This is a genomic window from Pseudomonas sp. LS44 (assembly GCF_024730785.1).
In the GTDB taxonomy this organism is placed as follows: domain Bacteria; phylum Pseudomonadota; class Gammaproteobacteria; order Pseudomonadales; family Pseudomonadaceae; genus Aquipseudomonas.
In genome coordinates this window covers 557,050-579,646 of sequence record NZ_CP102830.1, presented here as the reverse complement: position 1 = coordinate 579,646, position 22,597 = coordinate 557,050, and the positions used below count along the sequence as shown (strand labels likewise).

The 22,597-nt window shown below is 63.7% G+C and carries 16 protein-coding genes; 4 read left to right on the top strand and 12 right to left on the bottom strand.

Annotated features, from left to right (window positions below; genetic code table 11):
* Positions 1-4: 4 nt before the first annotated feature.
* From NVV93_RS02625 to glnE, 10 genes are all read right to left on the bottom strand, one after another.
* Complete coding sequence (locus tag NVV93_RS02625) at positions 5-1,762, bottom strand: carbamoyltransferase (RefSeq protein ID WP_258252910.1); 1,758 nt, start codon at positions 1,760-1,762, stop codon at positions 5-7.
* Between the two features lie 15 nt (positions 1,763-1,777).
* On the bottom strand, positions 1,778-3,244 hold the full coding sequence (locus NVV93_RS02620; RefSeq protein ID WP_258252909.1) for a lipopolysaccharide kinase InaA family protein: 1,467 nt from the start codon (positions 3,242-3,244) through the stop codon (positions 1,778-1,780).
* Positions 3,241-3,987 carry a lipopolysaccharide kinase InaA family protein gene (locus NVV93_RS02615; RefSeq protein ID WP_258252908.1) on the bottom strand — a complete coding sequence of 249 codons (747 nt, stop codon included), beginning with the start codon at positions 3,985-3,987 and terminating at the stop codon, positions 3,241-3,243. The genes NVV93_RS02620 and NVV93_RS02615 overlap by 4 nt, the downstream gene beginning before the upstream one ends.
* Entirely contained in the window at positions 3,984-4,721 is a 738-nt protein-coding gene (locus NVV93_RS02610; RefSeq protein ID WP_258252907.1) for a lipopolysaccharide kinase InaA family protein, read from the bottom strand. The genes NVV93_RS02615 and NVV93_RS02610 overlap by 4 nt, the downstream gene beginning before the upstream one ends.
* Positions 4,718-5,548 (bottom strand): lipopolysaccharide core heptose(I) kinase RfaP, encoded by an 831-nt coding sequence (rfaP, locus tag NVV93_RS02605; protein ID WP_258252906.1) that lies wholly within the window; start codon positions 5,546-5,548, stop codon positions 4,718-4,720. Before rfaP ends, NVV93_RS02610 begins: the two co-directional genes overlap by 4 nt.
* Positions 5,549-5,552: 4 nt before the next feature.
* Entirely contained in the window at positions 5,553-6,671 is a 1,119-nt protein-coding gene (locus NVV93_RS02600) for a glycosyltransferase family 4 protein (protein WP_258252905.1), read from the bottom strand.
* A gap of 69 nt (positions 6,672-6,740) precedes the next feature.
* Positions 6,741-7,742: a lipopolysaccharide heptosyltransferase I gene (gene waaC / locus NVV93_RS02595; protein WP_258252904.1), complete on the bottom strand. Its 1,002-nt coding sequence runs from the start codon at positions 7,740-7,742 to the stop codon at positions 6,741-6,743.
* Entirely contained in the window at positions 7,739-8,776 is a 1,038-nt protein-coding gene (waaF, locus tag NVV93_RS02590) for a lipopolysaccharide heptosyltransferase II (RefSeq protein WP_258252903.1), read from the bottom strand. Before waaF ends, waaC begins: the two co-directional genes overlap by 4 nt.
* A 182-nt stretch (positions 8,777-8,958) precedes the next feature.
* The gene (ilvE, locus tag NVV93_RS02585) at positions 8,959-9,879 is read right to left on the bottom strand and encodes a branched-chain-amino-acid transaminase (protein ID WP_258252902.1); all 921 of its coding nucleotides are present in this window, start codon (positions 9,877-9,879) and stop codon (positions 8,959-8,961) included.
* Between the two features lie 114 nt (positions 9,880-9,993).
* Positions 9,994-12,942 carry a bifunctional [glutamate--ammonia ligase]-adenylyl-L-tyrosine phosphorylase/[glutamate--ammonia-ligase] adenylyltransferase gene (gene glnE / locus NVV93_RS02580; RefSeq protein WP_258252901.1) on the bottom strand — a complete coding sequence of 983 codons (2,949 nt, stop codon included), beginning with the start codon at positions 12,940-12,942 and terminating at the stop codon, positions 9,994-9,996.
* A gap of 296 nt (positions 12,943-13,238) precedes the next feature.
* Here glnE and aceE point away from each other — a divergent pair, with 296 nt between their 5' ends.
* Together aceE and aceF are read left to right on the top strand one after the other, a co-directional pair.
* Complete coding sequence (gene aceE / locus NVV93_RS02575) at positions 13,239-15,884, top strand: pyruvate dehydrogenase (acetyl-transferring), homodimeric type (protein ID WP_258252900.1); 2,646 nt, start codon at positions 13,239-13,241, stop codon at positions 15,882-15,884.
* Positions 15,885-15,895: 11 nt separating this feature from the next.
* Positions 15,896-17,566: a dihydrolipoyllysine-residue acetyltransferase gene (gene aceF / locus NVV93_RS02570; protein ID WP_258252899.1), complete on the top strand. Its 1,671-nt coding sequence runs from the start codon at positions 15,896-15,898 to the stop codon at positions 17,564-17,566.
* A 301-nt stretch (positions 17,567-17,867) separates the two neighbouring features.
* Here aceF and NVV93_RS02565 read toward each other — a convergent pair whose 3' ends face one another.
* Positions 17,868-18,413, bottom strand: coding sequence for a hypothetical protein (locus NVV93_RS02565; protein ID WP_258252898.1), 546 nt, complete (start codon positions 18,411-18,413; stop codon positions 17,868-17,870).
* A gap of 75 nt (positions 18,414-18,488) precedes the next feature.
* On the opposite strand from NVV93_RS02565, the gene NVV93_RS02560 reads away from it, so the two are divergent.
* Together NVV93_RS02560 and msrA are read left to right on the top strand one after the other, a co-directional pair.
* Positions 18,489-20,612 carry a bifunctional diguanylate cyclase/phosphodiesterase gene (locus NVV93_RS02560; protein WP_258252897.1) on the top strand — a complete coding sequence of 708 codons (2,124 nt, stop codon included), beginning with the start codon at positions 18,489-18,491 and terminating at the stop codon, positions 20,610-20,612.
* Positions 20,613-20,853: 241 nt separating this feature from the next.
* The gene (msrA, locus tag NVV93_RS02555) at positions 20,854-21,498 is read left to right on the top strand and encodes a peptide-methionine (S)-S-oxide reductase MsrA (RefSeq protein WP_258252896.1); all 645 of its coding nucleotides are present in this window, start codon (positions 20,854-20,856) and stop codon (positions 21,496-21,498) included.
* Between the two features lie 143 nt (positions 21,499-21,641).
* Here msrA and NVV93_RS02550 read toward each other — a convergent pair whose 3' ends face one another.
* Positions 21,642-22,478, bottom strand: coding sequence for a 23S rRNA (adenine(2030)-N(6))-methyltransferase RlmJ (locus NVV93_RS02550; RefSeq protein ID WP_258252895.1), 837 nt, complete (start codon positions 22,476-22,478; stop codon positions 21,642-21,644).
* Positions 22,479-22,597 lie beyond the last annotated feature (119 nt).

Sequence of the window (22,597 nt, the reverse complement as noted above, 5' to 3'; positions counted from 1 at the left end):
TAACTCACGCGCCTGCGTCATACCCGTCCGCACCCTCCTTGACCACCAGAATGTCCTCCATGATCAGGTACTGCAGATCCGAGCCGAAGAACATGTTCAGCGCATCGGTCGGTGAGCAGATCATCGGTTCGCCACGGCGGTTCAGCGAGGTGTTCAGCGACACGCCGTTGCCGGTGAGGTTTTCCAGTTCTTTCATCATGTCGTAGTAGCGCGGGTTGTATTCGCGCTTGAGCACCTGGGCGCGCGAGGTGCCGTCCTCGTGCACGACTTCCGGCACGCGGGTCTTCCACTCTTCGGCGACTTCAAAAGTGAAGGTCATGAACGGTGCCGGATGGTCGATCTTGATCATTTGCGGCGCGACGGTGTCGAGCATCGACGGACAGAACGGTCTCCAACGCTCGCGAAACTTGATCTGCGCGTTGATGCGATCGGCGACCCCGGCAATGCTCGGGCAGCCGATGATCGAACGGCCGCCGAGGGCGCGCGGACCGAACTCCATGCGCCCCTGGAACCAGGCCACCGGATTGCCGGCGACCATGATCTCGGCGATGCGCCGCGGCATGTCGTCAATCTGCTGCCACTTGGGCTGGCTCGGGTGCTTGGCACAGGCGGCGATCACGTCTTCGTTCGAGTACGCCGGGCCGAGATAGACGTGCTCCATCTTCTCCACCGGCACGCCGCGCTGATGCGACACATAGGCCGCCGCGCCGACTGCGGTACCGGCGTCGCCGGAAGCCGGCTGAACGAACAGCTCCTTCACTTCCGGACGGGCGATGATTTTCTGGTTGAGCTTGACGTTCAGCGCGCAGCCGCCGGCAAAGGCAATCTTGCCAGTCTCCTTGAGGATGTCGCCGAGGTAGTGGTCGATCATCTGCAGCGCGAGCTTCTCGAACAGCGCTTGCATGCTGGCCGCGTAATGGATGTACGGGTCATCGGCGATGTCGCCTTCGCGCTTGGGGCCGAGCCACTCGATCAGCTTGGGCGAGAAGTAGAAGCCTTTGCCCTTTTCTTTATAACGACGCAGGCCGATGACGTTGGCGTACTCGGTGTTGATCACCAGTTCGCCATTCTCGAATTTGGCCAGGCGCGAAAAATCGTACTTGCTGGCATCGCCGTAGGGCGCCATGCCCATGACTTTGAATTCGCCGTCGAGCATCTCGAAACCGAGGAATTCGGTGATCGCACCGTACAGGCCGCCAAGCGAATCCGGATCGTAGAACTCTTTGAGCTTGTGAATCTTGCCGTTCTCGCCGTAGCCGAAGAAGGTGGTGGCGTACTCACCCTTGCCGTCGATGCCGAGGATCGCGGTTTTCTCGGTGAAGCCCGAGCAGTGGTAGGCACTGGAGGCATGCGCCAGGTGGTGCTCGACCGGCTGGATCTTGATCCTCTTCAGATCGAAACCGAGTTGCTGCAGGCACCACTGAATGCGCTTGTGATAGCGCTTGTAGCGGCGATTGCCCATCAGGATGGCGTCGAGGGCGCGATCCGGCGCGTAGGCGTAACGCTTGGCGTAATGCCAGCGGGCCTTGCCAAACAGACTGATCGGCGCGAACGGAATCGCCACCACATCGACATCTTCGGGCTTGATCCCGGCCTGCTCCAGGCAGAACTTGGCCGACTCGTAGGGCATACGATTCTTCGCGTGCTTATCGCGCACGAAGCGCTCTTCTTCGACGGCAGCGATTAGTTTGCCGTCGATATACAGCGCGGCGGAGGGATCATGACTGAGGGCGCCGGAAAGGCCGAGAATCGTCAATGCCACAGGTCTAGCCTCTTTCTAATCTTCTGAGCAGATGTCGGACACCTGCGGTAAACGTCGGTCAAGCAAACGGTGCAGCGCCGAATCGGCAGGCCAATTGCGCAAAAAACGCGCTCTGTCCCGCGCGTAGCCGCGGGCGAAAGCTCGGCGACTGTGATGTTGATGCATAGCATCAAGATCGATCAGCGCCCAATTGCCGCCACCTGGCTGCTCCTGCCAGAACAGGTTGGTACCCTTTAAATCACCATGACTGATGCGCTCGCGAATCAGGCTGGCGAACAGCCTATCCAGTGCGAGCAGCTGGTGTTCCGGGGGTGAATCGTCCAAGTAATGCTGGAAATTCGCGAGTATATCCTGACCATCGCAGCATTCGGTAATCAGGTAGGCGCGCCCGCGCAACCAGCACCAACGCCGCTCGATCAGTGCCAGCGGGCGCGGCGTGGCGATGCCCAGCAGCTGCAGGCGATGGCCTTCGCGCCAGCTGTGCCAGGCGCGGCTGGGGCGCCAGAAACGCCTGAACCAATGCAGCAAATTTTTGATGTTGTAGCGCTTGATCACCAGCGGCTGGCCATCGAGTATGACCTTGGCCACAGTCGCCGAGCCACCGTCTTTGTAGATCTGGCCTTGCTCCGCCCAGCTATCGGGCGCTTGCAACAGCAGCTGCAATGGCACCTCGCGCTCCCGCCACAGCGCCTGCAAGCCAAAGGCGCCGCGCTGCACACTGAACAGAGTGCAATCGCGGCCGACCTTCTTCAGGTAGCTGCGCAGGCGCCAGCGCCGCACCTTGGCGACTTCCTTGAGCAAAGCTTCGAGCGGCAGGGCATGTTCGCTGTTGGCCAGCAGGTAGTGCACCAGTAATTCCTCGATATGCGGCTCGAGTGCCGGTGGCAGCTGAGCGAAGAACACCCCGAGATTGGCCAGCACCTGCTCGCGACCGAGTGGCTGCCCGGGCGTTTGCCCCTGCACGCTGCCGCCGTCGATCAGATACAGCTGGCCGTTATGGCGGAGCAGATTGTCCAGGTGCAGATCGGCCTGCCACAGGCCTTTGCCATGCAGCGCGGCAATCGCTTCGAGGGCCGCGCCGAGTACCGCGCGCTGCGGCTCGGAGACCGGCGCCTGGTCCTGCACTGCCGCCCAGACATCGCCAAGGCTTTCGGCGCCGTCGAGGTAATCGAACAGCAGCCAACCGCCCTCGCCTTCGATCAAGCCGCTGGCGAGCAGTGCCGGCGTTGGCAGGTTCTGCTCAGCGAGCGAACGCGCGCCTTGCAGCTCACGCAGAAAATAGCGTGACGCACGGCGACCGACCAATAACTTGGCCAGCACCTTGCGCCCGCGCCAGTCGCCGACACCGACATAACGGCGGCCAGGCAAGACGCGCAGCAGGCTGTCCACGCGCAAGGTCGAGGAGCCGGCAGCGTCTGCCAGCTCCAGCTCCAGCGGCAACCGTGGCGAGCGGCCAGCTGCGCTCAATTCGCTTAGGGTCATCGGTACGCCTCTTTGTAGCGGCGGCGCGCCAGCAAGCGCCGCGACCAATTATGCAGATCGTCACGATCGCCCAGATAAGCGTCCAGCAAGCGCTCCACATCCGTCTCATCCCAACCCCTGGCGCGGCGCAGCAGCGGCTCGAGATCCTTGACCCGGTCGTAGCGACCGAACAGCAGTGGCCGGGCTTTTTCCAGATCGATCAGGCAGGCCTGGAAGTTATCGTCGGTTTCACGCAGGAAAATATGCTTGGGATAGAGGCAGCCATGCATCTGCCCCGCTGCGTGTAACCGCCGGGCCAGTTGGCCACACGTGCGCAGGATGGCCGCACGCCGCTCGGCGGCTATTTCATCCCAGCGCTGCAGCCAATGCTCGAGGTCCTGCCAGCCATCCAGCGCGCGAGTCAGGAGAATCGCGCGTTGCTCGCCAGGCAGGCGTCGTTCGGCAAAGAACGCCGCCCGCAAGACCGGAATGCCGCGCTCGTGATAACGCTGGATATTGCGGAATTCACGGGCGAAAGTCGGCTCACCGAACGGGTGCAGTGGGCTGCGGGTCAGGTAGTTGCTTTGCCGCTTCAGGTAATAGGCCGCCTCGCCCAGATCCAGGCGATAGACGCTGCTCCAGCCGCCGCGCCCGGTATTCGGCTCGTCTACCGCTTCCAGTTGGAGCGCCCACAAGGCCTCGAAGTCGGCCAAGCCATGGCGCTCCAGCAAGGCGCGATCCTCTGCGGCGATAAAGTCGTTCATTCGCGCCCCTCGAAAAACTCGACGATCTGGCGGATGCGTTTCTTATCGCTGGCGTTCAGACGCTGGCGATCGCGGTATTGCAGGTAGAAACGCAAGCGCTGGCTGGCCGACAGCTGCTGCTTGGCGACTTTGTCCAGACAGGCGAGGTCTTTGACGATGCGCCGGCGCAGCATGGCGCCGCTCCAGAAGTCACCCGCCGGGCAATCGATGAAGAACAGCTCGGCCTGCTGGTTGACCAGCAAATTACGCCACTTCAAATCATTGTGGGCAAAGTGATGGTCATGCAGGACTCGCGTAGCCTTGGCCAATTGGCGGCTGATCGTGTCGACCCAGCGCGCATCCCGCAAGCGCGGGTCATTATTCCGGGCCAGCACGCCCAGGTCATCGGTGCCGAGCAGTTCCGCGGTGATCACCGCTCCGCGGGCGAACTTGCCGTGCTGACGTTCCAGGCCGTAAGCCACCAGCGGCGCGGTGGCGATGCCCCATTTGGCGAAGTGCTTGAGGTTCTGCCACTCGGCCTTGACCCGTGGCCGGCCGAGGTAACGGCGCAAACCTTTACCGCCACCCCAGTAGCGTTTGACGTAATAACGCCGCCCCAGATGCTCGACGCGCAAGACTTCGGACAGCGTATCGCGCGTAATTTCTTCGCCTTGCAGGGCGAACACCGCGTCGAGATCGGCAAACAGCGCAGCCGCCGATGGCTCCAATTGCTCCGCCACTGTCCAGCCGCTCATCCTTGTGCCCCCGGAGCGTATTTACGCTGATAGCGGAGCAGCAGGCGCTCGGCCTTGCGCTCCAGCCAAGCCAGCAGGCGCGCTTCGTCACGCAAAATCCCACGCAGCGACTGCTCGCCCTGTGTCGCTAAGAAATAGCCCTTGAGGAAACGCAGCTTGTCGCGCCGGCTCAGACCAATGTTCAGCGCCGAGAAATACAGCCCGGCCAGGTCCTTGTCGCGCCAGCGGCGCGGTGTGCTCTCACGCGTTTGTGCACGGTGCAGGTCGATCAGCGACAGCTTGAGATTGTCGGCCGTCGGCACTTGGTCGGTATGCAGGAGGAAATGACAGATATAGCAATCGCGATGATTGACCCCGGCGCGGTGCATGGTGCCGGTCATCCGCGCCACTTCGGCGATCAGCGCACGCTTGAGGCGCGGCTCAGGCGGCTGCTCGCGCCACGTCTGGGTGAACACTTCGAGGTCGACGGTCGGCGCCAGTTCTTCGGTGATGATGAACGAGTGACGGCTCGCCGGATTGGTGCCGCGCTCGCCATAGGCGACGGCGGTCATGGTCGGTACGCCGGCCTCATGCAGGCGGTGGAGAGCCCGCCATTCCTGGCCTGCGCCGAGTACCGGCAATTTGGCACTGAGCAGATTCTTGGCAATTTCGCCCCAGCCGATGCCGCGGTGGATCTTGACGAAATAGCCGCGCCCGGCGACCTCGGTGCGCAGCGTGCGCCGGCCCTCCAACTCGCGGTACACCTGGCCCTGTAGCTGCTCGACCGCGGCGAACGGATCGCGACCGGCCCACAGGCTCTTGAACGGCTCGCTGAGGATCACAGTCATGCGTTCACCGCCCAGCCAGGATCACGTCTGCCGCGTGTTGCGGCATGGAGTACAGGTCGGCGCTGTCCGCGAAGGCCAGGCCGTTGTGCGCCCAGGCCATGCGCTGGGCGTCATCGCCAAGCATCTCGGCGAGCTGGCGATTCAAGTTGTCCTGCTCGAACGGGCTGGGCACCACACGCCCGCAATCGGCCTCGGCGATGTAATGGGCATAGCCGCAGACATCGCTGACCAGCACCGGCAAACCGGCGACCAGCGCCTCGAGCAGTACAGTACCGGTGTTCTCGTTGTAAGCCGGATGGATCAGCAGGTCGGCGCCGAGCAAAAAACGCGGGATGTCGCTGCGGCCCTTGAGGATCTGCACCTGGTCCGACAGACCAAGGGTCTTGATCTGCAACAGGAACGGCTTGGGATCGTCCTGACCGATGACGATCAGCCGAGTGCGTTTGCGCAGCTTGCGCGGCAGCGCGGCGAGCGCCTTGAGGCTGCGATCCAGGCCTTTGGTCTTGAAGCCGGAGCCGATCTGCACCAGCAGCAGGTCGTCGTCCTGGAGGCCGAACTCACCACGGAACTCGGCGCGCACGTCGGCGGCATTGGCCGGCGCGCGGCGGTCGGCGGCAATGCCCGGCGGCAGCAGGTGAAAGCGCGACGCCGGGGTGGCGTAGTGCTGGACGAACAAGGGCTGCTGCACCTCAGAGATCATCAGGATCTCAGTCTTCGCTTCAGGGGCGAAGACCGCCCGCTCGTAGTCGGCGAAGTGCTTGTAGCGACCCCATTTGCGGTACAGCGGGCTGCGCAGGGTCTGCGCCTTATCTTCGAAGCACGGATCGGCGGCGTAGTAGACATCCAGACCGGGCATCTTGTTGAAACCAACCACCCGATCAACCGGCCGCCGCGCCAGGTCGGCTTGTACCCAGGCGGTGAATTTCTCGTTGCGCTTGTGGTTGAACAGCGCCTTGACGGGCACCACCAGCACCTCGAAACCGTCTGGCACCTCGCCTTCCCAGATCATCGTGTAGACGCGAATGGCGTGGCCACGCTGCTGGCATTCCAGGGCGATGCGCAGGAAGTCGCGCTGCAGGCCGCCGAACGGAAAGTACTTGTAGAGGACGAACGCGAGGGTCATGTGATCGTTAAATCCTTGTCGAACAGCGGGAGCGGCCGGTGACCGCAAAAGGTGCCAGAGCGCCGCACATCAACATACCGGCTCGCTCAATAGCAGCGCTTCCAACTCCAGCGCCACCCGTTCCGGGCGCAGGCTGTCGAAACAGAGCTTGTCGCGGTCACCCGAGCCGGCGTCCGGGCCTTCCGCGCACAAATGCACCTGCGAGCCGCCATAGGCGCCGACCAGGTCCGGGCGGGTCGGCCCGTACAGGGAGATGGTCGGCACATCCAACGCCGCGGCCAGATGGCCGAGGCCGGTGTCCACCGCGACACAGGCGCGCGCCCCGGCGATGACTTTGGCGATCCCGGCCAGATTCAAACGCGGCAGCACGCTGACATGCGCCAGGCCCTCGGCCAGCCGCTCGGCGCGGGCCTGTTCGTCGGCATTGCCCCACGGCAGGCGCACGTCCCAGGCCAGTTCGTTCATCCGCTCGAGCAGCGCACGCCAATAAGCTTCCGGCCAGTGTTTGCTGGCCCAGGTGGTGCCATGCAGAAACAACAGGTAAGCCGGCACCACCGGATCGGCCAGGCGATTGCGGTCCAGACCGTAATCGACGACGCCTTGCGGCAGTGGATAGTCGAGCGCCTGGGCGAATAACTGACGCACCCGCTCCAAGGCATGCTGACCCTTGGCCACCGCGTAGCGCCGGTCATAGAAGCGACTGGCCAGCGGCTCGCGGGCGGAATTGCCGTCCAACCCGGCCACCGGGGCCTGGGCATAGCGGGTCAACCAGGCGCTTTTCAGCAAGCATTGGGCGTCGATCACCAGGTCGTAGCGGCGGCTGCGCAGACGTTGCTTGAAGCGCGCCCACTCACCACTCCTGAGGGTTTGCCAGAGGTTCTTGCGCCAACGGCGGATCGCCACCGGAATCACCTCGGCGACCGCCGGGTGCCAGGCGGGAATCTCGGCGAAGCCCTCTTCCACCACCCAGTCGAAGCGGATGCTGGGAATCGCCCGCGCTGCATCGGTGAGCGCCGGCAAGGTGTGGATCACGTCGCCCAGCGAGGACGTCTTGATCAGCAGCACTCTCATTCGCCGACCTCAATCGGGTCAGCGACCAGCCGGTCGAGGGCCTCGATCACCGGCCGCGGCTTCAGCTCGCGCAGACAGTTGTAATGCCCGAAGCGGCAGGTACGGTCGAAGCACGGACTGCATTCGATGCCCAGCCGGACGATTTCCACCTGATCGGCCAGCGGCGGGGTGAACTGCGGCGAGGTCGAGCCGTACACCGCCACCAGCGGCAGGTTCAGCGCGGCGGCGACATGCATCAGTCCGGAATCGTTGCTCACCACCGCTCCGGCGCAGGACATCAAGTCGATGGCTTCGGCCAGGCTGGTCTCACCGGCGAGATTGCGCAGTTCTTCGCGCAGGCCAGGAATCAGGCGCATGCGGATATCTTCACCGCCGGGGTGGTCGTTCTTCGAGCCGAAGATCCACACCTGCCAGCCAGCGCGGATTTTCAGCTCGGCGACCTTGGCGTAGTACTCGGCCGGCCAGCGCTTGGCCTCGCCGAATTCGGCGCCGGGACACAGCACCAGCACGGGACGATCGAGACTCAGGCCGAATCGCTCCAGCGCCGTCGCACGGCTGGCCGGGTCGATCTGCAAACGCGGCTGCGGATAGGGTTGCGGCAGCTCGGCAGCCGGCTCGAACGCCAGTGCCATGAAGCGCTCGATCATCAGCGGATAGCGTTGCCTGTCGAGTTTGCGCAGGTCATTGAGCAGACCGTAGCGCATTTCGCCCTTCCAGCCGGTGCGCTTGGGGATGCCGGCGAAGAGCGGCACCAACGCCGACTTCAGCGAATTGGGTAGCAGAATCGCCTGATCGTACTGGCCCCTGAGACTGCGGCCGATCTTGCGCCGCGCGGCGAGATCCAGCACGCCATGACCCAGCGGGAAGCTCAGCGCCTGGCGCACTTCGGGCATGCGCTCGAGTATCGGCCGGCTCCACTCGGGCGCCAGCACGTCGATCACGCAATCGGGGTGGCGCTGTTTCAAACAGTGAAACAGCGTCTGCGCCATCACCATGTCACCGACCCAGCTCGGCCCAACGATCAGTATTCTCATCACGGCTCCGGAAATGAGCAGGGAGGCTTACGCCTCCCCAGTCACTGCCTTATTGATGTATTGCTCTGCTTCAGTCCCGCCTACTTGCCCATTGAAATGGGTCTTCGTCGCAGGCTTTTCAATCTTGGCAAGCGGGCCACCGTCGAATGGCCCCGCGCCAGACGCTGCCAGCGCCGTACGTCTTATACCAGCGTGCGCCACTCGGCGTGCGCGCTGGTCTTGCCGGTCACCAGATCGAAGTATGCGGTTTGCAGCTTCTCGGTGATCGGACCGCGACGGCCAATGCCAATCGCCCGACCGTCGACTTCGCGGATCGGCGTGACTTCAGCAGCGGTGCCGGTGAAGAAGGCCTCATCGGCGATGTACACCTCGTCGCGGGTGATGCGTTTTTCCACCAGTTTCAGACCTTGCTCTTCCGCCAGACGCAGCACGGTGTTGCGGGTGATGCCGTTGAGGCAGGCGGTGACTTCCGGGGTGTACAGCACGCCGTCTTTGATGATGAAGATGTTCTCACCGGAACCTTCGGCCACGTAACCTTCCGGGTCGAGCATCATCGCCTCGTCGGCACCGCCGGAGATGGCTTCCTGCAGGGCCAGCATCGAGTTGATGTAGGCACCGTTGGATTTGGCGCGGGTCATCGAGATGTTCACATGGTGACGGGTGAAGGAGCTGGTGCGCACTTTGATGCCTTGCTGCAGCGCTTCCTCGCCCATGTACGCGCCCCAGTCCCAGGCGGCGACGATCAGGTGCACTTGCAGGCCGCTGGCGCGCAGGCCCATGCCTTCGGAACCATAGAAGGCCATCGGACGGATGTAGGCGCTTTTCAGGTTGTTCTCGCGCACGGCGGCGCGGCACGCTTCGTTGACCTGTTCTTTGCTGAACGGCATCTGCATATTCATGATGTGCGCCGAATCGAACAGGCGGTCGGTGTGCGCCTGCAGGCGGAAGATCGCCGTGCCTTGCGGCGTGTTGTAGGCGCGGACACCTTCGAATACGCCCATACCGTAGTGCAGGGTGTGGGTCAGCACATGGGTGGTAGCGTCGCGCCACTGCACCATTTCGCCGTCATACCAGATCACGCCATCACGATCGGCCATCGACATCTTTGCCAGCTCCTCAAGTGTTCGATTCGTTCATCAGAGTGGCGGCGTCGGCAGTCAATTCCGCCGCTACCACCGACAGGTCGCGCCGCATGCGCGCCCTGCTCAATCTTGTCGTCAGTTCAGCTCCAGCTCCAGCTCGCCCCAGATGCGCATCACGGCGCGGCGCTCGGTGTGGAACTGGTCGCCCGTCACCACCGCCGGCTGCTTCTGCAGGGCCAAGCGGTGCGCCACTGCACGGTAGGCCTTGTAGATCTCCTGCAGCAGGCGGGCGTCGTCACCAGGCAACAATCCGGCCGCTTCCAACTCGTCCAGGATGCGGATGTTGTCGGTCCAGCGCAGCAATTGCGGGTGCTGGTGCGACCAGGCCAGGGCCGTGTATTGCACCATAAATTCAATATCGACGATACCGCCGGCGTCCTGCTTGAGGTCGAACGGCGCCTCGGCGGCGAAGGCGTTGGCGCCGGTACCGGCGAGGGTCGTCGGGCTGCCGAGGTTGTCGCGCATCTTCGCGCGCATCTCGCTGACCTCCTCGCGCAGCTTGCCCGGGTCGCGCTCGCGCCCCAGCACGGCGGCGCGCACGTGTTCGAAGGCGCTGGCCACGCGCGGGCTGCCGACCAACACCCGGGCACGGGTCAGCGCCTGATGCTCCCAGGTCCAGGCCTCGTTCTGCTGATAACGCTCGAAGGCGCCCAGCGAGCTGACCAACAGCCCCGAGGCGCCGGAGGGGCGCAGGCGCATGTCGACCTCATAAAGCTGGCCGGAGGTGGTCTGGGTGGTCAGGAGATGAATGATGCGCTGGCCCAGACGGGTGAAGAACTGCGCACCGTCGATCGGCTTGTCGCCGTCGGTCTCAGCCTGCGGGTCGCCGTCGTGGATGAACACCAGATCCAGGTCCGAGCCGTGGCCCAGCTCCAGGCCACCGACCTTGCCATAACCGACAATGATGAAATCCGGATCGCACAGGCTGCCGTCGCTGCGCCGCGGCGTGCCATGCCGCGCGGTGCTGTAGCGCCAGGCCAGCGCCAGGACCTGATCGAGAATCGCCTCGGCCAGCCAGGTCAGATAGTCGCTGACTTTCATCAGCGGCAGCGTGCCGGCGATCTCCGAAGCGGCCACGCGCAAGCCGTGGGCCAACTTGAAGTGGCGCAGCGCTTCCATCTGCTGCTCGAGGTCGTCTTCGGGAATCCGCGTCAGCCGCTCGCGTAGCTCGGCAGCCAGCTCGGGCGCCAGCGGCGGCTTGAACAGGCGGCCCTCGTTGAGCAATTCATCGAGCAATAAAGGAAAGCGGGTGATCTGTTCGGCGATCAGCGGACTGGCGGTGCACAACCGCAGCAGGCGCTCCAGCGCGCCGGGGTTTTCGCTAAGCAAGACCAGATACGCGGAGCGGCGCGCCACAGCCTCGACCAGCGGCAACACGCGCTCGAGGACCAGATCCGGATAGTCGTGCTCGACCGCCTGGGCCAGCAGGCGCGGCATGAAGGCGTCCAGGCGCTCGCGGCCGAGGCGCTGGATGGCGCGCACCTGCGGGCCGCTGCGCAAATCACTAAGCCGCCGCCAGGCGATCTCCGGCTCGCGGAACCCGGCATCCTCCAGTTGCCGAACGCTGGCCACCACGTCCAGCGCCTCCTCCCACAGCGGCAGCCATTCGCCACCGATGCACGGTGTACCACCGCCCGCCTCGTCTTCATCGGGATCGGCGATCACCTGGCGGAAATGCCAGTCGACCCGGCCACGCCAGTACATCAGTTGCGCATGAAACGCCGGCCAGCTGTCGAAACCCATGATCAGGGCGACCCGCGCACAATCGTCGTCGTTGTCCGGGAGCATCTGTGTCTGCCGGTCGGCGATCGCCTGCAGGGCGTGCTCGGTGTAGCGCAGAAACTCGTAGCCCTCACGCAGTTCGGCGACCACCGCTGGCGGCAGGTAGCCCTGGCCCTCGAGAGTCGCCAGCACCTTCAATAGCGGGCGCTGCTGCAGGCTCAAGTCGCGCCCGCCGTGGATCAGCTGGAACGCCTGGGCGATGAATTCCACCTCACGGATGCCGCCGGAGCCCAGCTTGATGTTGTCGGCCATGCCCTTGCGCCGCACCTCCTGCTGGATCAGCTGCTTCATCGCGCGCAGCGCCTCGATGGCGGAGAAGTCCAGATAGCGTCGGTAAACAAAGGGGCGGAGCATTTCCAGCAGCTGTTTGCCAGCGCCCTGGTCACCACCGACCACGCGCGCCTTGATCATCGCGTAGCGTTCCCAGTCGCGGCCCTGGTCCTGGTAGTACTGCTCCAGCGCATTGAAGCTGAGCACCAGCGCCCCGGCCGAGCCGTAGGGGCGCAGACGCATGTCGACGCGGAACACGAAGCCTTCGACGGTGATTGCGTCCAGCGCCTTGATCAGTCGCTGGCCGAGCCGGGTGAAGAACTCCTGGTTGTCCAGCGCGCGCTTGACGCCCTGGGTCTCGCCGCTCTCCGGAAAACCGAAAATCAGGTCGATATCCGACGACAGGTTCAGCTCGAAGGCGCCGAGTTTGCCCATGCCGAGAATTACCATGTGCTGCGCCTGGCCGCTGCGCCGCCCGATCGGCGTGCCGAACTGCTCGCAATGGCGCAGATACAGCCATTGATAGGCCTCATCGATGCAGGCGTCGGCCAGCTCGGAGAGATCGCGACAGGTTTCGCGCAGGTCGGCCTGGCGCGTGATGTCGCGCCAGATGATGCGCAGCTGCTGGCGATTGCGGTACCGCCGCAGGCGCCGGCCGAGGTCACTTTCGTCGGCGCACTCGGCGAGCGCGGCGCTCAGCTGCGCGCGCAACTCGCCCGCCGCCAGACTGCGTTCGAGCTCGCCGGAGTCGGCCAGGGCGATGAATCCAGGCGCGTCGCGACTGGCTTGCTGACTGACAAAATCACTCGCCGCACAGACGCGCACGAAGGCTTCCCGGCGGCTCTCCGGCCAGCCGTCCAGACACTGCTGGGCATCGGGCTGATCGCTCAGGGCGGCCTGCAACGCCTGCTCGGCACGTTCGGAAAAGGGCTGCAGGGAAATCGGCAGGACGGCAAACGGCGGCAGGCTCATGGTCTATCCTTTTTCGGGCTACAGGCTACAGCTGACGGACTGCTGAAGTGCCTGCAGCCCGCGTAGCGCCTGACTTCTATAGGTGTCCACCTGATGACCAGGGCAGCGCGCCGCGCAAAAATTGTAGTTTTACTACTAAAGACTGTGCCAGAGGGGCTGAAATTAACGTCTATTTGTAGTAAAACTACACAGCCGGCCCTATCCCCGGTCATCCCAAGAATTCACGCGCCCGCCCAAAAGGCCGGCTGCGAACCTCGGCTACCGATTCTGGAAGCCTTTCCGCCCTGGAGCAAGCCATGCAAGATCTCGATCCCATCGAAACCCAGGAATGGCTGGACTCGCTGGAGTCCGTCCTCGACCGCGAAGGTGAAGACCGCGCGCATTACCTGCTGACCCGCATGGGTGAGTTGGCCACCCGCAGCGGCACTCAACTGCCCTACGCGATCACCACGCCGTACCGCAACACCATCCCGGTTGGCCACGAAGCACGCATGCCCGGCGACCTGTTTATGGAACGCCGCATTCGCTCGCTGGTGCGCTGGAACGCGTTGGCCATGGTCATGCGCACCAACCTGAAAGATTCCGACTTGGGCGGTCACATCTCCAGCTTCGCCTCCAGCGCAACGCTGTATGACATCGGCTTCAACTACTTCTTCCAGGCCCCGACCAGCGAGCACGGCGGCGACCTGATCTTCTTCCAGGGCCACGCATCGCCAGGCGTTTACGCCCGCGCCTTCATGGAAGGCCGCATCACTGAAGATCAGATGAACAACTTCCGCCAGGAAGTCGATGGCAAAGGCCTGTCGTCCTACCCGCACCCTTGGCTGATGCCGGATTTCTGGCAGTTCCCCACCGTGTCGATGGGCCTTGGCCCGATCCAGGCGATCTACCAGGCGCGCTTTATGAAGTACCTGGAGGCCCGCGGCTTTATCCCGGCCGGCAAGCAGAAGGTCTGGTGTTTCATGGGCGACGGCGAGTGCGACGAGCCGGAATCGCTCGGTGCGATCTCCCTGGCTGGCCGCGAGAAACTCGACAACCTGATCTTCGTCATCAACTGCAACCTGCAGCGCCTCGACGGCCCGGTACGCGGCAACGGCAAGATCATCCAGGAACTCGAAGGCGTGTTCCGTGGCGGTGGCTGGAACGTCAACAAAGTGGTCTGGGGCCGTTTCTGGGACCCACTGCTGGCCAAGGACGTCGACGGCATCCTGCAACGCCGCATGGACGAAGTGATCGACGGCGAGTACCAGAACTACAAGGCCAAGGACGGCGCGTTCGTCCGTGAGCACTTCTTCAACTCGCCGGAGCTCAAGGAGATGGTCAAGGACCTCTCCGACGACGAGATCTGGAAGCTCAACCGTGGCGGCCACGACCCGTACAAGGTCTATGCGGCCTACCACCAGGCGGTCAACCACAAAGAGCAGCCGACCGTGATCCTGGCCAAGACCGTCAAGGGTTATGGCACCGGGGCCGGCGAGGCGAAGAACACCGCGCACAACACCAAGAAGGTCGATGTCGACAGCCTGAAGCAGTTCCGCGACCGCTTCGACATTCCGGTCAGGGACGAAGAGCTGGAAAACCTGCCGTTCCTCAGGCCGGAAGAAGGTAGCGCCGAAGCCCGCTACCTGAGCGAGCGCCGCACAGCGCTGGGCGGCTTCGTGCCGCAGCGCCGCGCCAAGAGCATCAGCATCCCGACACCGCCGCTGGAAACCCTCAAAGCCATCCTCGACGGCTCCGGCGACCGCGAAATCTCCACCACCATGGCCTTCGTGCGCATCCTCGCGCAGCTGGTCAAGGACAAGGAAATCGGCCAGCGCATCGTGCCGATCATCCCGGACGAAGCGCGCACCTTCGGCATGGAAGGCATGTTCCGTCAGCTCGGCATCTACTCCTCGGTCGGCCAGCTCTACGAGCCGGTGGATAAAGACCAGGTGATGTTCTACCGCGAAGACAAGAAGGGGCAGATCCTCGAGGAAGGCATCAACGAAGCCGGTGCCATGAGCTCCTTCATCGCGGCCGGTACTTCGTACTCCAGCCACAATCAACCGATGCTGCCGTTCTACATTTTCTACTCGATGTTCGGCTTCCAGCGCATCGGCGACCTGGCCTGGGCCGCTGGCGACAGCCGCACCCGCGGCTTCCTGATCGGCGGCACCGCCGGGCGTACCACGCTCAACGGCGAAGGCCTGCAACACGAAGACGGCCACAGCCACATGCTCGCCGCAACCATCCCCAACTGCCGCACCTTCGATCCAACCTACGGCTATGAGCTGGCGGTGATCATTCAGGACGGCATGAAGAAGATGACCGAGCAGCAGCAGGACGTTTTCTACTACATCACCGTGATGAACGAGTCCTATCAGCAGCCGGCCATGCCGGACGGTGTCGAGAACGGCATCATTAAGGGCATGTACCTGCTCGAAGAAGACAAGCGCGACGCCGCCCACCACGTGCAACTGCTCGGCTCCGGCACCATCCTGCGCGAGGTCCGCGAGGCGGCGAAGATCCTCCGTGACGAGTTCAACGTCGCCGCCGACGTCTGGAGTGTCACCAGCTTCAACGAACTGCGCCGCGAAGGACTGGCCATCGAGCGACACAACCGCCTGCATCCGGAGCACAAACCGCAGCAGAGCTACGTCGAGCAATGCCTGAGCGGCCGTAAAGGCCCGGTCATTGCCTCCACCGACTATATGAAACTGTTCGCCGAACAGATTCGCCAGTGGGTTCCGAGCAAGGAATTCAAAGTCCTCGGCACCGACGGCTTCGGCCGCAGCGACAGCCGCAAGAAGCTGCGCCACTTCTTCGAAGTGGACCGCAACTGGGTTGTCCTGGCGGCCCTGGAAGCGCTCGCCGACCGTGGCGAGATCGAACCGAAAGTGGTGGCCGAGGCCATCGCCAAGTTCGGCATCAACCCAGAAAAACTCAACCCACTGGACTGCTAAGGAGACGCACTGTGAGTGAATTGATTCGCGTACCCGACATCGGCAGCGGTGAGGGTGAAGTTATCGAGTTGTTCGTCAAGGTCGGCGACCGTATCGAGGCCGACCAGAGCCTGCTGACCCTCGAGTCGGACAAGGCCAGCATGGAAATCCCGGCTCCCAAGGCCGGAGTGATCAAGAGCCTCAAGGTCAAACTCGGCGATCGCCTGAAAGAGGGCGACGAGCTGCTCGAGCTGGAAGTCGAAGGCGCCGCCGCTGCCGAGACTCCGGCCGCGACACCAGCGGCAGCGGCACCTGCCCCAGCCGCCCCCGAGGCAGCCGCGCCGGCAGCCCCAGCGCCAGCGGCTGCACCGGTCGCCGCCAGTGAGCAGGTGCAGGACATCCATGTGCCGGACATCGGTTCGGCCGGCAAGGCCAAGGTCATCGAGCTGTTCGTCAAGGCAGGCGACCGCATCGAGGCCGAGCAAAGCCTACTGACTCTCGAGTCGGACAAGGCCAGCATGGAAATCCCCTCGCCGGCTGCCGGTGTGGTGGAAAGCCTAAGCGTGAAACTGGACGACGAAGTCGGCACCGGTGACCTGATTCTCAAACTGAAAATAACCGGTGCGGCTCCAGCACCCGCCACTGCACCAGCTGCTGCTACGCCGGCTGTTGCCAGCGACGTGCACAAGGTGCCAGCCGGCGCTCACCCAGCCGTTGCCGCCGAAGTCAGCGCCATCGCGTCTCTGGCGGCAGCTGCGGCCAAGGTCGCTGGCGCCCCTGTCCGCCCAGGCAACAAGGTGCATGCAGGGCCAGCCGTACGCCTGCTGGCGCGCGAGTTCGGCGTCGAGCTGGAGGCAATCAACGGTTCCGGGCCGAAAGGCCGCGTCCTCAAGGAAGATGTGCAGGTCTACGTCAAGGCGATGATGCAGCAGGCCAAGGCCGCACCCGCCGCTGCGTCTGGCGGTGCCGGCATCCCGCCCGTACCGGCGGTCGACTTCAGCAAGTTCGGCGAAATCGAAGAAGTGCCGATGACCCGTCTGATGCAGGTCGGCGCCGCCAACCTGCATCGCAGCTGGCTCAACGTGCCGCACGTGACCCAATTCGACTCGGCCGACATCACCGAGCTGGAAGCTTTCCGCGTGGCGCAGAAGGCGGTGGCGGAGAAAGCCGGGGTCAAGCTCACCGTGCTGCCGCTGCTGCTCAAGGCTTGCGCGCACCTGCTCAAGGAGCTGCCGGACTTCAACAGTTCGCTGGCGCCGTCGGGCAAGGCGCTGATCCGCAAGAAGTACGTGCACCTCGGCTTCGCCGTGGACACCCCGGACGGCTTGCTGGTACCGGTGATCCGCAACGTCGACCAGAAGAGTTTGCTGCAGCTGGCGGCTGAGGCGGCCGAACTGGCGGAGAAAGCGCGCACCAAGAAGCTCTCGCCGGATGCCATGCAAGGCGCCTGCTTCACCATCTCCAGCCTCGGCCACATTGGCGGCACCGGCTTCACGCCGATCGTCAACGCGCCGGAAGTGGCGATCCTCGGGGTCAGCAAGGCGACCATCCAGCCGGTGTGGGACGGTAAAGCCTTCCAACCCAAGCTGATGCTGCCGCTGTCGCTGTCCTACGACCACCGGGTGATCAACGGTGCCGCCGCCGCACGCTTCACCAAGCGCCTCGGCGAAGTGCTCGGCGACATCCGCACGCTGCTGCTGTAAGGCTTACGCTTTCCCAATCGAGCATGCCACGCTCGTCCTCAACCCCGCCGCTTGGCGGGGTTTTTTTATAGCTATGTACCCGTTAAATGTTGCGTACCGCTTTTGTAGGGTGGGTTAGCCGCACAGCGGCGTAACCCACCAGCGGCGTCATATTGGACAGCGGCGTCCAGCCTGCTCGGTGGGTTACGCCTACGGCTAACCCACCCTACGAATCATCGCCCCAAACATCGCCTAGTTGGCCTGCACGTCCCAACAGGTAACTGGGACATAGCCTTTTTTATCCACTGCCTGGGACCGCGCCTCAGTTCTTCTGCACGTTACGGATCAGGAAGCTCACCGCCTTGGCCAGCTCTTCGGCGCCACCGTGATCGCGCACGATGGTCACCAACGCGCTGCCGTCCAGCGGATTACGCAGCTCGCAGGTCAAGCCGTTGTTCGGGCATTCGTAGTGGATGTACGGATCGACGCCAAACACCGCGACCCGCTGATTGCGCACCGCCAATGCAGTGCCCTGCTGAGCGCGAGTTTCTTCGCGCACCAACAATTCGCCGGGGCCGCTGACACTCAGCTGATAGAGCAGATCCTGGCGCTGGCTCTGGCCGAGCTGGTAGCCGGCGCGCAGGGCATAGGTGCTGAGCAGCTGATTACAGTGGGCGAGCAGCGCCTTGCGTTCATCGTTGGTCTGATACAGGCGCTTCAATTCCGCCAGGTAGCGGCCTTGCTCTGCGCCGCGCAGGCTGGCGGGCTGGTCGGCTGCCGGCGCTTCGGCGGCGGGTAACGGCGCCTGGGCGAACAAGGCGGCCAATAACGTGACAACGCTGAGTTTTCTTGTATGTCTCAATGACATGATGCACCCTTGCGGAACGCTAAGAAGTGGGCCTGAACCCGAGTTTCGGCCAGCATAGTGGATGCCTGCCACCTGATGAAAAGCCATACCGATGTCGTCAGCCGAGCGGCGACCGAGGTTGTGACGCAGTTGCCAGTCCCGTCGCGACTGGGGATGCTGCGTTTCGAACGCCTCAATGAGGCCAGTTGGGCCCTGCTTTTCCTCGATTCCGCCTGCGAACGCCAATTTGGCCTCGCTGCCTCCGAGCTCTGCAGTCTGACCGCCTCACCCTATGCCAGCCTCATGGAGCCGCAGGCGCGCTATCACCTGCACGACAGCATCCAGCAACAACTCGACGCCCAGGGGCATTACCTGGTCCGCTACACCCTGCATGCCCCGCAAGGTGCTCTGCATCTGCTGGAGCTGGGCGAGTCGTTCAAGCAGCATGGCCGCCAGCTGTTGCGTGGCTATCTGCTCTCCGCCGATGCGCCACCCCAGCCCCTCCCACCGCCCATCCAGCCGCTGATCGAAGCGGTAGCCGCACAGCACCTGTTCCAGCGCGCCGTGGAGCAGAGCGCCAGCGCTTTCATGCTGGTCGACCGCGACGGGCGGGTCGAATACGTCAACCCGAGTTTCACTGCGATCACCCTGTATGGCGTCGAAGAAGTCCAGGGGCGGCGCCTGTCCGAGCTGTCGGCGCTGGAAAATCTCAGCGACATCCTCTTCGATGCGCAGTCCGGGCTGGCCGAGCACAGCAGCTGGCAAGGCGAGTTCCGCAGCCGCCGCAAGAACCTCGACCCGTACTGGGGCCAATTGTCGTTTTCCAAGGTGCATGACGACCAGGGCGAGCTGACCCACTACATCGGCATCTATGAAGACATCACCGACAACAAGCTGGCCCAGCAGCGTATCGAGCGGCTCGCCTACACCGACAACCTGACCCGCTTGGGTAACCGACCGGCGTTCATCCGCAGCCTCGAGCAGCGCTTCGCGCGCAGCGCCGACCAGCCGTTCAGCCTGCTGTTGGTTGATATCGACAACTTCAAACGGATCAACGACAGCCTCGGCCACCAGACCGGCGACAAGCTGCTGGTCAGTCTGGCCAAGCGCCTGCGCAACAGCCTGGGCAGCAACAACACCCTGGCGCGCTTTGCCAGCAACGAATTCGCCGTGCTGCTCGACGACACCGACATGCTCAGCGCCCAGGCGCTTGCCGGACAGATCCTGCACACCCTCGACAAGCCGCTGTTCGTCGACAACCAGCTGATCAACGTCACCGGCTCGATCGGCCTGGCCTGTGCGCCGTTGCATGGCCAGGACCCGCAAACCCTGATGAAGCACGCCGGCCTGGCCCTGCACAAAGCCAAGGCCAATGGCAAACATCAAGCGCAGACCTTCACCGAGGCGCTCAACGCCGAAGCCAGCTACAAGCTGTTCGTCGAGAGCAACCTGCGCCGCGCCTTGACGCAGAACGAACTGGAAGTTTTCTACCAGCCCAAGCTGTGCCTGCGCAGCGGCCAACTGCTCGGGATGGAGGCGCTGCTGCGCTGGAATCATCCGGACAAGGGCATGATTCCGCCGGAACATTTCATCGGCGTCGCCGAGGACACCGGACTGATCATTCCGATCGGCAAATGGGTGGCGCGCCAGGCCTGCCGGATGAGCAAGCAACTCAGCGCGCTGGGCCTCGGCGATCTGCTGGTGGCGATCAACCTGTCGCCCAAGCAGTTCTCCGACCCCGACCTGGTCGGCTCTATCGCCGCAATCCTCGATGAGGAACAATTGCCGGCCAAGCTGCTCGAACTGGAGCTGACCGAAAGCCTGCTGCTGGAAGCCACCGAAGACACCCGCGAGCAGCTCAGCCGCCTGAAGAAGCTCGGCCTGTCGCTGGCGATGGACGACTTCGGTACCGGCTACTCGTCGCTCAGCTACCTGAAGAAATTCCCCATCGATGTGATCAAGATCGATCGCAGCTTCATCAAGGATATCCCCGACAATCAGGACGACATGGAGATCACCTCGGCGGTAATCGCCATGGCCCACAACCTCAAGCTCACCGTGGTCGCCGAGGGCATCGAAAGCGCCGCGCAACTGGCCTTCCTGCGCCGCCACCAGTGCGATATCGGCCAGGGCTTCCTGTTCGACAAACCCATTCCGGGGACGGTATTGATCGAGCATCTGCGCCGCTATCCCTGCCGCAATAACCCCCGCCCCCTGTAATTTCCCGCCAGCGCCACCATCTCTTAGAGCCTGTTTACGATCGCGCGAGCTAGAGTCAAACAAGGCGAAAACGGCTGAGGAAGCGGAGTTTAGGAGTTGTAAATGAGCATTCCGAAGCCGTTTTCAACGCAGTTTGACCGACGCGCAGCAGATCGTAGACAGGTTCTTAGTCAGGCCGCCCTCTTTTCAACCCGCATCGGCGTTAGGCTATGCCGACAGCCGCCCAGCGGAGGAAACCCTCATGGTTCTACGCTCGCAAATACTCGTTCACAAAACCGACCTGCCCAGCGCCGAGCAGGCTCTGCCGGGCCGCGCCACACCGCTGCCGGTGCCCGAACGTCACTACGTCAACGGCAATCCGCTGCAAGGCCCCTTCCCCGAGGGTTTGCAGCAGGCGGTCTTCGGCTTGGGCTGTTTCTGGGGCGCTGAACGGCGCTTCTGGCAATTGCCCGGTGTCTGGAGCACGGCGGTCGGCTACGCCGGTGGCTCCACCCCCAACCCGACCTACGAGGAAACCTGCTCGGGTTTGACCGGTCACACCGAGGTGGTGCTAGTGGTGTTCGATCCACAGCTGATCAGCTACGAGCAATTGCTCAAGGTGTTCTGGGAAGTGCATAACCCGACTCAGGGCATGCGCCAGGGCAACGATGTCGGCAGCCAATACCGCTCGGCGATCTACTGCTACGGCCCCGAGCAACTGGTCGCCGCCGAAGTCAGCCGCAGCCTGTACCAGGGCCAACTGGAGAAGTCCGGCTACGGCACGATCACCAGCGAAATCGCCGCTGCGCCAACGTTCTATTACGCCGAGGCGTACCACCAGCAGTATCTGGCGAAGAATCCCGGCGGCTATTGCGGGCTGAGCGGGACCGGCGTGTGCCTGCCATAGGGTTGGAGTGACGTAGAAATCGCGGTGCTCCCTCTCCCGTTTACGGGAGAGGGCTAGGGAGAGGGATGCTTGGCTGAAACCCTCTCCCCCAGCCCCTCTCCCACAAGTGGGAGAGGGGAGTCACGAGATCTCCTGCGCGGCGCTCAGGCTTCTTCAATCAGCCAGTCCAGCCGCCAGTCGCCCTGGCTTTGCGCCAGGTTCGCGGCCAGCCACGGCAGCAGTTGCCGCAACTCCTCTTCCAGGCCCCAGGGCGGATTGGCGATAACCAGCCCGGAACCATTCAGGCGCTGCGCCTCGTCGGCCGGATGCACGTACAGTTCGGCGCGCAGCAGCTTGGGCGCGCCGCTGCCCTGCAGGCCGCGGTAGAACTGGCGCAGCTGGCGCAGATCCTTGATCGGATACCAGATCACCACCACCGTCTGGCGCATCCGCCCGATGGCCTCCTGCAGCGCCTGCACGCAGCGCTGCGCCTCGTCGGCTTGCTCGAAGGGCGGGTCGATCAACAGCAGGCCGCGCTTTTCCGACACCGGCAGCAAGGCCCGCGGAATGTGCCAGCCCTCGCCGGCATGTACCGCCACGCGCCGATCGCCGCGCATGTTGTCCTTGAGCAACTCGCCGTCTTCCGGGTGTTTCTCGTTGAGATGCAGGCGATCCTGCTCGCGGGTCAGCTGCCGCGCCAGCTCCGGCGAACCGGGGTAGTAACGCAGTTGGCCGTCCGGGTTGAGGCTGCGGATCACGCGCAGATAGTCCTTGGCCAACGCCGGCGCCTCGAGCTGCCAGAGACGCTCGATGCCTTCGCGCCACTCGTCGGTGCGACTGGCCTGATCGCCCTTCAGATCGTACAGACCGACGCCGGCGTGGCTGTCGAGATAGGCGAACGGCGCCTCTTTGCGCGACAGCAGGCCGATCAGCCGCGACAGCGTCAGGTGTTTGAAGACATCGGCGTGGTTGCCGGCGTGGAAGGCGTGGCGGTAGTTCATGAGCGGCTCCTGGCGAGGGCGAGGATTCTACCACCCCCGTAGGGGCGGACCGGAGCGCCGGCCGCTCAGCAGTCCGCCAGATCGACCAGGCAACACACGGCGTACTGCTACGCGAGTAC